The sequence below is a fragment of the Streptomyces sp. NRRL B-24572 genome (genome assembly GCF_002156145.1).
In the GTDB taxonomy this organism is placed as follows: domain Bacteria; phylum Actinomycetota; class Actinomycetes; order Streptomycetales; family Streptomycetaceae; genus Streptomyces; species Streptomyces vietnamensis.
This window is the reverse complement of sequence record NZ_MWIG01000158.1, coordinates 1-10,496: the sequence shown is the minus strand read 5'-3', so window position 1 is coordinate 10,496 and position 10,496 is coordinate 1. Positions and strand designations below refer to the sequence as shown.

General features: G+C 70.9%; 13 protein-coding genes and 1 pseudogene. 5 read left to right on the top strand and 9 right to left on the bottom strand.

All coding sequences use genetic code 11. From position 1 onward, the window contains the following. The 9 genes and pseudogenes from CCN56_RS42555 to CCN56_RS10285 all read right to left on the bottom strand — a co-directional run. Positions 1–260: pseudogene (locus tag CCN56_RS42555) on the bottom strand (hypothetical protein); the annotation flags it as partial. Positions 261–270: 10 nt separating this feature from the next. After that, positions 271–690, bottom strand: coding sequence for a hypothetical protein (locus CCN56_RS10320; protein ID WP_107484124.1), 420 nt, complete (start codon positions 688–690; stop codon positions 271–273). A 23-nt stretch (positions 691–713) separates the two neighbouring features. After that, positions 714–1,193 carry a hypothetical protein gene (locus tag CCN56_RS10315; RefSeq protein ID WP_086825748.1) on the bottom strand — a complete coding sequence of 160 codons (480 nt, stop codon included), beginning with the start codon at positions 1,191–1,193 and terminating at the stop codon, positions 714–716. Between the two features lie 105 nt (positions 1,194–1,298). Continuing rightward, positions 1,299–1,613, bottom strand: coding sequence for an SH3 domain-containing protein (locus CCN56_RS10310; RefSeq protein ID WP_086825746.1), 315 nt, complete (start codon positions 1,611–1,613; stop codon positions 1,299–1,301). A 182-nt stretch (positions 1,614–1,795) separates the two neighbouring features. Further along, the gene (locus CCN56_RS10305) at positions 1,796–2,545 is read right to left on the bottom strand and encodes a hypothetical protein (RefSeq protein WP_086825744.1); all 750 of its coding nucleotides are present in this window, start codon (positions 2,543–2,545) and stop codon (positions 1,796–1,798) included. Between the two features lie 16 nt (positions 2,546–2,561). Continuing rightward, the gene (locus CCN56_RS10300; RefSeq protein ID WP_086825742.1) at positions 2,562–3,263 is read right to left on the bottom strand and encodes a hypothetical protein; all 702 of its coding nucleotides are present in this window, start codon (positions 3,261–3,263) and stop codon (positions 2,562–2,564) included. Between the two features lie 18 nt (positions 3,264–3,281). Next, a complete protein-coding gene (locus tag CCN56_RS10295) occupies positions 3,282–3,761 on the bottom strand; it encodes a hypothetical protein (protein WP_086825740.1) in 480 nt (159 codons plus the stop codon). After that, complete coding sequence (locus CCN56_RS10290) at positions 3,758–4,309, bottom strand: DUF4913 domain-containing protein (protein WP_256961890.1); 552 nt, start codon at positions 4,307–4,309, stop codon at positions 3,758–3,760. Before CCN56_RS10290 ends, CCN56_RS10295 begins: the two co-directional genes overlap by 4 nt. A gap of 235 nt (positions 4,310–4,544) precedes the next feature. Then, the gene (locus CCN56_RS10285; RefSeq protein ID WP_086825736.1) at positions 4,545–5,300 is read right to left on the bottom strand and encodes a site-specific DNA-methyltransferase; all 756 of its coding nucleotides are present in this window, start codon (positions 5,298–5,300) and stop codon (positions 4,545–4,547) included. Between the two features lie 513 nt (positions 5,301–5,813). On the opposite strand from CCN56_RS10285, the gene CCN56_RS10280 reads away from it, so the two are divergent. From CCN56_RS10280 to CCN56_RS10260, 5 genes are all read left to right on the top strand, one after another. Next, complete coding sequence (locus CCN56_RS10280) at positions 5,814–6,926, top strand: C40 family peptidase (protein ID WP_086825734.1); 1,113 nt, start codon at positions 5,814–5,816, stop codon at positions 6,924–6,926. Positions 6,927–7,028: 102 nt separating this feature from the next. Then, the gene (locus CCN56_RS10275; RefSeq protein ID WP_071265881.1) at positions 7,029–7,343 is read left to right on the top strand and encodes a DUF6112 family protein; all 315 of its coding nucleotides are present in this window, start codon (positions 7,029–7,031) and stop codon (positions 7,341–7,343) included. Further along, positions 7,343–8,035 (top strand): hypothetical protein, encoded by a 693-nt coding sequence (locus CCN56_RS10270; RefSeq protein WP_086825732.1) that lies wholly within the window; start codon positions 7,343–7,345, stop codon positions 8,033–8,035. Before CCN56_RS10275 ends, CCN56_RS10270 begins: the two co-directional genes overlap by 1 nt. Before the next feature lie 36 nt (positions 8,036–8,071). Then, positions 8,072–9,451 (top strand): ATP-binding protein, encoded by a 1,380-nt coding sequence (locus CCN56_RS10265; protein ID WP_086825730.1) that lies wholly within the window; start codon positions 8,072–8,074, stop codon positions 9,449–9,451. Positions 9,452–9,532: 81 nt separating this feature from the next. Next, positions 9,533–10,496, top strand: a 964-nt coding sequence (locus tag CCN56_RS10260) for an SCO6880 family protein (RefSeq protein ID WP_179199782.1), incomplete at its 3' end; no start/stop codon positions are given.

Here is a 10,496-nt window from a genome sequence, read left to right as displayed (position 1 = left end):
GGATCAGCTCGCCGGGCTCCGTCGAGGAGGTGGGAGACCTCGTGCCGGTCGATCTGCCGTTCCGGGTTCAGGAGCCCGGCGAGCTGATCCCGGTGGAAGTCGATGCTGCGCTCGGCGAGGGCGAGGTCGGTGTGCATGCCCAGCAGGGCGGCGAGCATCCCGGGCGGCTGGTCTCGAGCACAGGCTTCGAGGTCGGCGAGCGGAGCGCCGTACAGGTCCTCGATCCGTCCGGCTATCTCGGTGGACGTGGGATGAGGCAAGCGGGGGCTTTCACGGTCGGCGGGCCCGGGCCGCCCCGGCATGCGGAGGTGCCGGGGCGGCAGACGGGGCCAGGGTGGTGGTGGCCCTGAGCTGGGTCATGCGGACGGGCCGGGGCCGCTGGTCGAGCGTGGGCATGGTGCGCAGCAGCTCGCCGAGCGCGGTGCGGTACCCGTCGCGGGCTTCGAGCGCCGCCTCCAGCCACTGCGCGTCGAAGCGGAGCTGGTCCGCCGACAGCTCGCCCATGTCGCGATCCGGCCGCATGTCCGCGTGGACGCGGTCACGGACGCGGGCGACCTGTTCCTCGGTCAGAGCGAGGAAGGAGCGCAGCTCCATGGCCCGGGCGAGCGCGGGAGAGGCATCGGGACCGCATGCCGCCTCGTGCAGCTCGGCGACGGGGGTGCCAAAGACCTCCTGCAGCTCGCCGTCCATGGTGCTGGCCTTGATTCGCACGCTCACCGGAGAGCCCTTCCCGCTCGGGCCACCGCCGGCGCGGGTACTCCCGCAGGCCGGCGAGCCGGGCTGGTCTGCACCGCCGGCCCTGTTCGGGAACGGAGGCGGGCGAGGCGTTCGGCGGCGAGACCTTTCTTCCCTGGAGCGTCCGGGGCGAGGAGCCACCGCACGACCAGGGCCCGGCCGTCACGGGCGGTGACAGCCTCGTTCACGCGGTGGGCGAGGTCCTTCGTCGGGTCGTCGACCTCACTGGGCTGGGTCTCCAGCGCGGCGAGGAGATCGTCCTCCGCACGGTCGAGCACAACCTGGGCATCGAGAAGCAGACCGTGCCACTTGACGATGTCGGTGACGTCGGGGTTCGCGGCCAGATCGTCGGTGACCACGGCCTTCAAGTGGTCCATGCTCGTTCCGAGATGGGCTTCGATCCGTGCGGTGAGCACGCCCACGACGTCATCACCGACGTCGGGTATGTCGTCAGACAAAGGGAAGGTTTCCTTTCCGGAAGGCGATACCGGAGGGGAAGGCGGGGAGTTCGCGGGCGTCCCGGAGGAACAGCCGGTGGGACAGAAAGGGCGCGGGTGCGGCTCTCAGTCGAGGCACATGCGGACGTCGCGATAGACGTACGTGCCGGAGACCCAGCCCTTGACGCCCGTGGTCCTGTCCGTGATGTAGAGCCAGTTGCCGCTCTTCTTGTGCACGGTGAACTTGTGGCTGCGGTAGAGCACGCCGAGGGCGGTGGACTTGGTGGTGGCCTTGGACCGGATGGTGACGGCCGCGGTGTGCACCTCGTACGGCAGCGGCGGCAGGTCATAGCAGCTGCTCGCGAGGGCCGCGGGCACGGCGGCGGGTGCCGCACTGGCGGTGGCGGTGGACAGCACCGGCAGGGCGAGCGCGCCGAGCATCGCCGCGGAGAGTGCAATTCGGTTGGAGCGCATGCGGAAGAAACCTCCGTGAAGGTAGAGAGATCGCGTGGAATGGCGCCGCGGGGAGTTGTCCCGGCGGCTGTATAAGAGTCCGGAGAATCGCCGGTTTGGCTAACCGGCGATCGTCGGCTATGTTTCGCCGCTCTCGAAAGCCGTGGCGCTCAGTGAGAACGGCCGGACGGGCGGGCGGCAGGGCCCTTCGGCAAGTCGGCCGGGCGTGTGGTTGTAGCTGCCGGGCGGACCGGCGGGAGAGGGTCGGCTTCGCCGTCGAGCCGGTTGAAACACCAGCGCAGGGCCTCGGACTTGGTGTCGAAGCCACCCTCGCGCAGGGTATGGGTCCATGCGTCGGTGTCGACGTCTTCGACCAGGACGCGGAACGGGCTGGGGGCCCGCTCGTCCAGGGCGCGCAACGCGACGACGGTGAACATGTCGTCCGGGTCGTCGCGGGTGTAGGAGTAGCCCATGGCGTAGTGGTCGCCGTCGCCTGCAAGGCGGCGCTCCAGGGCGCGCGTCGCCTCGTCCGCCGCCGGTGGCCCCAGCTCGGGGTTGAGGCCGATGGCGTCGGGCGGGCAGCCGCGGTGGATGAGCCAGGACTGCGCCATCGCCGGCAGCGGCAGCCGTTCGCCCTCGAAGGTGAACGTCCTTTTGTCCCGGTCCCGTTGCAGGTGCAGGGCCATCAACTGCGAAGTACCGGGGATTCCCCAGGTGACGGAGCCGTCGAACAACACGTAGTAGCTGTGCACGCCGTCGGTGGAGTGGTGCTCGGCGAGCGGGGTGAGCATGTCCCGGCCGATGCCGACCTGGCGATCGAAGTCGAGGAGGACCTCTTCGTCGGCGTCGAAGTCGTCCAGGTCGAAATCAACGACGGGGATGGAATTCCGGGCGGGCGCCGGTTCGGTGGAGGACAACAAGAGCCTTTCGGTGGGATCAGCGCAGCCGAGCCGGGGTGGACGGCCAGGCCCCAGGCCGGGCCGGTGGCTTCGGCACCTGCGTGGTGGTGGGCGGCCGGCGGGCGGCGAACAGCGCGGCGCGGCCGGCGTCGGTCAGAGCGACCCGCTGGCCGGCGTGCAAGGGATGGCTCCTATCCCGGACGATCAGGCTGGCGTCCTCCAGCTTGCGCACCTCGGTGTAGGGGATGCGGGTGCCGGAGGCGACGGTCACGGACAGCCGGCCGGTCAGCAGGTGCTCGTAGAGCTTGGCTCCGCCGGCGATAGCGAGCAGTGCCGCCTGGTCGTCGGTCGTGAGCGCTCCTTCCCCGCGGACCGGTGCTGCTGTGGCGGTCTCGATGGGTTCCAGGGCCGCGAGCACCTTGCGGGCGGCGGCGTCACGTGCGTCGGCGGCCTGCTCCATCTGGTCCACGGTGCGGTCGACGCGCTCGAACCAGGCGGTGTCGACGGGGAACTCGCCGCTGGTCAGGCGGTTGAGGAGCGTGAGGTAGAAGGTGACGCTGGTCTGGGCCGTGGCCAGCTCGCGGTGCTGGTCGACCAGACGGGCGTGCGGTTCGTCGAGGACGCCGCGGTCGCGGTAGGCCCAGAGCGTGTCGACGTCATGGCCGGTGGCGGCTTCGATGCGATGGTCGAGCGGGGAGACCGCACGCCGGGCTGCAGCCGGCGCGGGTTCAGGTGGCATAGGCGACGCTCCACGGGTTCATCGGGTGTGATGGTGCACGGGGTTCTGCGCAGGGCGGGGCAGGCCCGGCATGCCGGAGGTCGGCGGACCGGGACGGGGGACGGGAGCGCGAGTGGTCAGCTGCGGGGAGCGGGAGCGTGCCGCGTGGGTGCGGGCGCTCAGTGGCCGGCGGGTCATCCCCAGGCGGCGACCGACCTCGTCGTAGACGTCGTTGTCCGCGCGTGGCCGGACCGCGACGACGTGGATCTCCCGCTGGTGTGTGGACTCTGCGGGCGCGGGGCGGAGCCCGTAGACGACGCGCCAGTCCTTGCGGGCGTCCACGAACAGCTTGCGGTAGCCCTCCAGGTCTCCGGTGAGGCGCAGCCCGAAGCGCTGGGCGTTCACGACTTCCTGCAGGTAGGCGAGGGTGAGGTCGCGGATGTCGCCGGGTGCCTGGAGGAGGTCGGTCAGAGCGCGAGGGTCGAAGCTCAGGCCGAAGGCCGGCTGTCCCGCGTTCATGACGTCGACTCGTCCGGCTCCGCGGTACCGGCGGGCTGCACTGCGCTCGCCGTTTCCGTACGGGCGGACGGCGGCGGTCCGGGCAGCAGGCGGTGCGCGGGCCGGTCGGGAGAGGTCATGCAGGCCGACAGCGGGCCGCCTGGTGCGCGGATCGCCGCGATGGCGTGGGTGAGGAAGTCCCTGTGCCATACGAACATCCCGGCGAGGCCGGCGTCGGGTTCCTTGTGCTGCTGGTAGGCGAGCCACAGGGCGTGCAACCAGGCCACGACGTCGTCGTGCTCCTGCCACTGCAGGCACCAGGGGGCCGCGGTGGTGACCTCCGACCCGTAGACCGGGAGGAAGAAGTCGTCCACCCAGTCCGACAGGGCGTCCAGCTCGTCCTCGCGCTCCTCCCCCGCGAGTTCCAGGATCGGGCGGGGCTCCGGCGGGGCGGCGGGGGGCCGCCCGCCGAACCCGGGCATGCCAAACGCGGCGAACGGCGAGCGGTCCGGGGCCGGAGCGGAGGCGAGATGGTCGAGCTGCCGGGCCTGCTGTGCCGACTGCTCCATGAGCCGTCGGACGCTCGCCTCGATTCCCTCCAGCTGCGGGTCCGGAATGCGAACCGGCTCCAGCGTCCCGCCGTCCGCGGGTTCTGTGGATTCGGGCATGAAAAGTACGGCCTCCTACGAGACACGAATGGCGGCGCACAGACCGGTCGGCGGATGCCGAGCACGCTCCGGCGTGAAGCCGCAAGAGAAACTGGAAATGGTGCCGAGTGCCGCTGAAGGCAGCGCAGTTGATGCCCTAGACGGCGAGGACCACGTCGTCCTGTGTCAGGGCCTCGCGGACCGTCGCGGTGAGCCGGTCGGCCGCGATCGACGCATAGTGCGCGGTCTTCTCAACCCCGATGAAGTCGCGGCCTTCCAGCAGGGCGGCGACGCCGGTGGAGCCGGAGCCGGCACAGAAGTCGAGCACCGTGCCGCCCGACGGGGCGATCTTGACCAGCTCGCGCATCACGGAGACGGGCTTCTGGGTGATGTGCTGACGCTTCGCTCCCGAAGGCTGCGAGGCGCTGTACAGGCCCGGCAGGTAGACAGGGTTCCGAGAGCCGTCGATCGCCCCCTTCGACGCCCAGACGATGAACTCACAGTTCTGCGTAAACCGGCCCTTCTGCGGCCGGGCCTGCGGCTTGTGCCAGGCGAGCACCCCGCGCCACAGCCAGCCGGCCGCCTGGATCGCGTCCGTGGTGACCGGGAGTTGGCGCCAGTCGGTGAACAGCAGAGCGGTGCCGCCCTCCTTCGTCAGGCGGTGCGATTCGGTCATGATCTGCGTCAGCCAGAATCCGTACGACCGCTGGTCCATGTTCTCGCCGGTGAAGTCCGGCAGGGCGTGCTGGGCATCGGCGGAGGTGTACTTCGCCTTGGCGGAGCGGGTGGTGCGCTCCTTCGCGGTCCTCCCGCCGCTGTTGTACGGCGGGTCGGTGATGACGGAGTCGACGCAGTCGTCCGGCAGACCGGCAAGAACGCTGAGGGCATCACCGTGGTGCAGGGAAAAAGGCAAAGAGGAACCCCAATTCGGGTGTGGAAGCACAGAGGGAACTGCCCGTCGCGCGAAAGGAGTCCTCGCGGGCCGAAGGTGGGCATACAGAAGCCCAGGGCCGCAGACCGAGGAGGGCGAGGGGAGTCCAAAAACTGTAGAGGCGAAAACGCCGACGACCAAGAAGTGCATGGCCGAGGTGCCGGATTCCGGCACCCCCGTGCCGCTTTTTGGTCAGCCGCCAATTCGCGCCTACTGTTTTTGAACCGCCCGGCGCACACCGCCGCTGGCTCCTCCCCTGCCCTTCCTCACGGAGGTTCCCCCTGCCCCGGCACACCTAGCTCACGGCCCGGCCGCATGGAGCGAGCGGCAACTCGCCCGCGCCGGCCCGTACCGATCGCCCACCCCGGCCGCCGCGCCCTTCCGACACGCCTCGCGCACGCGGCACGCCGGACACCGCACCCCGAAGGACACGTCCATGACGTCTCGCTACCCACCCCTGCCCGAAACCGCTGACCTGCGAGCCATCCGAACCGGTTGAAGGCGCTCGCCGCCGGTATCGGCGCCGTCTTCCTCTCCCCGCTCCTGATCGCCGGCACCGGCATGACGCTGGCCGCCTCCGCCGAAGCCGTGCAGACCACCGGCTCCGTCAGCAACTGCCTGACGGACATCGACGCCGGCAAGGTCGCCGACCAGGTCACCAAGATTCTCGACGGGGCGTCCGGCGAGGAGGTCCGCGTCGAGGGCCTGGACCTGCCGACCGAGCAGATCCCCCACGCCCAGACGATCGTGGCCACCGGCATCAGCCTCGACGTCCCGAAGAAGGGGCAGATCATCGCGCTCGCCACGGCGATGCAGGAGAGCCGGCTGCGCAACCTCAACTACGGCGACAGGGACAGCCTCGGCCTGTTCCAGCAGCGGCCCTCCCAGGGCTGGGGCACCGCCCAGCAGATCCGTGACCCGGTCTACGCGAGTGAGCGCTTCTACAAGGCTCTTCTCGCCGTGGACGGCTGGCAGCAGATGACCGTCACCCAGGCCGCCCAAGCCGTCCAGAAGTCCGGCTTCCCGGACGCGTACGCGCAGTGGGAGCCGTTGGCGACCGCCCTGCAAAAGGCCATCGCCGCCACCTTCCCCGGTAACTCCGACAGCTCCGGGAAGGACACCGGCGCCGCCGCCCCTTCGGGCTGTAGCACGCAGGACGGGTCCCAGTACGGGCCGATCCCCGAGGGTGCCGTCCCGACGGGCTACTCGATCCCGAAGGACGCCGACCCGCGCGCCCGAACGGCGATCGACTGGGCGATGCACCAGCTCGGCACGATGTACCAGTGGGGCGGCTCGTGCACGGCCCCGCACGGCCCTGACCCGATGGGCCGCTGCGACTGCAGCTCGCTGATGCAGCAGGCGTACGCCAAGGCTGGCATCCAGCTCACTCGCACCACGTACACGCAGGTCAACGAGGGCAAGGCCGTTTCTGTCAAGGCGCTCAAGCCCGGCGACCTGATCTTCAGTCGCGGTACCGCGGCCCGTCCGGAACATGTCGGCATGTACATGGGCGAGGGGCTTGTGATCGAGGCCCCGCGCACCGGCAGGCCCGTCCGGATCACGCCGCTCAAGGACTGGGACGTCCTCGCCGCCCGCCGCGTCCTTTGACGCCGGCCCCTTCTCGCGCCGCTCGCGCGCTCCTCCTCCCCTTCTTCTTCACCTCCGCCCGGGCCCGCTCGGCCTGCGCACGCAAGGAGCCCCGCTACAGCCATGCCTCTCCCTCTCGCAGACCACGTCATCCAGCTCGCCTTCGACCCTGGGATCTCGCCCAAGGGCGGCGGCCTGCCCGGACTTGCCGTGCTGAAGAACGTCGTCAACTCGATCAACATGTTCGGGATCATCGCCGTCGTCGGCGCTCTCGCCGTCTCGCTCGGCGTGTGGGCCTGGGGCCACCACACCGGTGGCCACCAGGCCGAGGCCAACGGCAAGAAGGGCGCCGTCGTTGCGGCCGGCGCCGCCCTCGGCCTCGGCGCCGCCAACGGCATCGTGAGCTTCTTCTCGGCCCTCGGGTCGCAGGTCCAGTGATGCAGAAACGATTCCCCTCCCTTTCGCTCTCCTCGTACGGCGCCGGCTGGTCCGCCAACCGGCGCATCGCGATCGTCGCCGCCGTCGTCGCCGCCCTGCTGGCTGTCGCCACGGCCGTCGCCTGGCTGTCCGGCGGCAACAACGGCCACCAGGTGCTGGACTCCGCCGCTCCGGCCCCGGCGTCGAGCACGTCCTCCTCGAAGGCCGCCCCGAAGCCCGCGGCCGGATCCGGATCCGTTCCCCATCCTCCGCGGATCGCCGAGCCGGTCGCCTACGCCAGGGCCGCGGCCCAGATGCTGTGGTCCTACGACACCCGGACCACCAGCCGCGACCAGCAACTCGCCGGGATGCGGGCGTGGATGACCAGCGAGACCAAGTACGCCGACTGGGCCTCCGTCGTCGGGCAGGTGCCCGATCCGGTGCTGTGGTCGCGGATGGCCGACCAGGACCAGCACGCCACCGGAACGGCCCTCGAAGGCCACTACCCCGGCGCGTTCAAGCAGGCCCTGACCGAGGACCCCTCCGCGATCACGAAGGCGTACATCTACGTCGTCACCGTCAACGGCAAGCAGCAGATCGCCTGGAAGAAGGGCGGCGCCGGAGCCGAGGAGCGCGCCGTGACCCTCGCCGTGCAGTGCCGCCCCAGCCACGACTGCTCTCTTGCCGCCATCGCTCCGAGCGTCACGCAGTGACCCGCGCCTGACACAAGAAAGGAGGAGTAACTCCTCGTGGGTTTCTGTGACTTCCCCCTGGCAGACAAACTGTGCGCCGTCGGCGACGCGGTGGACTTCGCCTCCAACCCCGGCAAAGCGATCGGCGACTGGATGGCGAAGTCGGCAGGCGAGCTGGCCGCCGCTGCCGCCGACCTGGCCGCCGAGGCCGTCGACACCACCACCAAGGTGGACCTGAACGCCGGATGGTTCCGCGACAACTACGAGACGCTGCTGCCGCTGGGCCTGGTCCTACTGGTCGCGACGTTCTGCGCACAGCTGGTCCGGGCCGCCGTCCGCCGCGACGGACAAGCCCTCACCCAGGCATTCACCGGCACCATGGGCGGCGTCCTGTTCGCCTTCTGCGCCATCGCCTTCACCACGGTCGCCGTCGAAGTCGTCGACGCGATCTCCGACGGCCTGTTCAAGACCGCGCAGCTGGACATCGCCTCAGCCGTGCGCCGCATCGTGAAGGTCAACCAGATCGGCGCCCTCGCCGGACTGGGCTGGCTCGTACCGGTCGTCGCCGGGCTCGGTGCCGCGATCGGCGCGATCCTCTACTGGTGCGTCATGATGGTCCGCAAGGTGGGCATCCTGGTCATGGTCACCCTGGCGATCTTCGCGTCCGCCGGAGGCGGCTGGGAGGTCGCTCGGCGCTGGCGCCGGGGCTGGATCGAGGCCACCGCCACCCTCGTGGTCAGCAAGCTGCTGATGACCGTGATCTTCGTGCTCGGCATCGCCGCCATGGGTCGGACGGAGGCCAAGGACGGTGTGGCCGCCCTCGCCGACGTCATGGCCGGCATCGTCATCATGGTTCTCGTGCTGCTGTGCCCGTACGCCGTTTTCAAGTTCGTGCACTGGGCGGCCGAGGGCACCGACGGCGAGTCCATCCACCGGGCCGGCGGCGCCGGAGCCCAGATCGCCAAGGCCCATGCCGAGAAGGCCGCCCGGAAGGCCGCCGCAGCGGCGGCCACCGCCGGAACCGGTGGTGCGGCAGCCGGAGTGAGCGCCGCCCCGCAGGGTCCGTCCGCGGCTGGTGGCGGTGGCTTCCCCGGCGACATCGCCTCCCACCCGACCGGTGCAGGTGGAGAAGGCAAGGAAGGCTCGTCGAGCGGCGGAACGGGCGTCTCGCCCGGTGGTGATGCCATCAAGTCCGGTCTGGAGAAGGCCGTCCAGCCCGCGCCGACGAGCGTGTCCGCCGACACCAGCGGCCAGGTGGGCGGCAGCCCGGGGCAGGGCGGTTCCGGAACGAACCCCGCGTCCGGCCAGGGCGGCGGATGGCAGTCCACTCCGCCGGCCACGACCCCACCGCCGCAGGGCGCATCCCCGTCCTTCGGCTCACAGAACGCCACGTCCGGCGGACCGGCCTCACCGCCGCCGCCTCCGGCCGGCCTCTGATCCCCTGCCCGACTACCGGGGGCGGGACGTGCACGCCACCTCCCGCCCCCTGGTTCCACCCGCGTCCCCAGGACCCGTCCCTTGACTGATCTCTCCGTCGCCCCGGTCACGGTGAAGTTCCCGCACCGGTCCCGCCGCGGCATCCTCCTCGGCCTCTCCCTGCCCCAACTGGTCCTCGTTTCCGCCACCCTAGCCCTGCTGCTGATGACGGTGGTCTCCACCGGGCTGCTCGGCGCCGTCACCCTGGCTCCCCTGTGGGCGGCCTCCGGTGCGCTCGTCGCGATCCGCCGGCACGGCCGCTCCCTCATCGACTGGATGCCGATCGTCGCTCGCCACGCGCACCGCCGCCGCACCGGCCAGACTCTCTGGCTCGCCCGACCCGTCACCCGCCCCCGGCAGGACGGCGTCCTGCACCTGCCCGGCAGCGCCGCCTCCCTCAAGGTGGTCACCCCCGGCGACTCCGCCAACGGCGCCGCGGCCGTGCACGACCCCCACCAGCAGACGCTGACCGCCATCGCCCGCGTCACCTCCCGCGCCTTCGCCCTCCTCGACCCCGCCACCCAGAACCACAACGTGACCAGCTGGGGACGCGCACTGGCGAGCATCGCCCGCAGCGGGCACATCGCCACCGTGCAGGTCCTGGAACGCACCGTCCCCGACAGCGGCGACACCCTCACCCGCCACTGGACCCAGAACGGACAGCCCCAGGCCCCGGTCGCAGGCCAGATCTACTCCGAGCTGGTCGCCTCGGCCGGCCCCGCCGCAGCCCCGCACGAGACCTACCTCGCCATCTCCCTCGACCTCAAGGCCGCCAAGCGGCTCATCGCTCAGGCAGGCGGAGGCTTGCCCGGAGCGTTCACCGTCATGGAGCAGACCACCGCCTCCATCGCCCAGGCCGCCCGCACCGCCGGCCTCCAGGTCACCGGATGGCTCAGCTCGCGGGAGATCGCCGCCGTCATCCGCACCGCCTACGACCCGAAGGCCCTCGGCGCACTCCAGCAGTGGTCCGAGACGGGCCGCGCCGAGGCCGACCCGGCCGCCGCCG

What these genes read in the sequence shown, in the direction of transcription:
- CCN56_RS10295 (WP_086825740.1), bottom strand. Translation starts at nt 3,761, where the DNA reads ATGAACGCGGGACAGCCGGCCTTCGGCCTGAGCTTCGACCCTCGCGCT.
- CCN56_RS10310 (WP_086825746.1), bottom strand. Translation starts at nt 1,613, where the DNA reads ATGCTCGGCGCGCTCGCCCTGCCGGTGCTGTCCACCGCCACCGCCAGT.
- CCN56_RS10300 (WP_086825742.1), bottom strand. Translation starts at nt 3,263, where the DNA reads ATGCCACCTGAACCCGCGCCGGCTGCAGCCCGGCGTGCGGTCTCCCCG.
- CCN56_RS10290 (WP_256961890.1), bottom strand. Translation starts at nt 4,309, where the DNA reads ATGGAGCAGTCGGCACAGCAGGCCCGGCAGCTCGACCATCTCGCCTCC.
- CCN56_RS10320 (WP_107484124.1), bottom strand. Translation starts at nt 690, where the DNA reads ATGGACGGCGAGCTGCAGGAGGTCTTTGGCACCCCCGTCGCCGAGCTG.
- CCN56_RS10270 (WP_086825732.1), top strand. Translation starts at nt 7,343, where the DNA reads ATGCAGAAACGATTCCCCTCCCTTTCGCTCTCCTCGTACGGCGCCGGC.
- CCN56_RS10275 (WP_071265881.1), top strand. Translation starts at nt 7,029, where the DNA reads ATGCCTCTCCCTCTCGCAGACCACGTCATCCAGCTCGCCTTCGACCCT.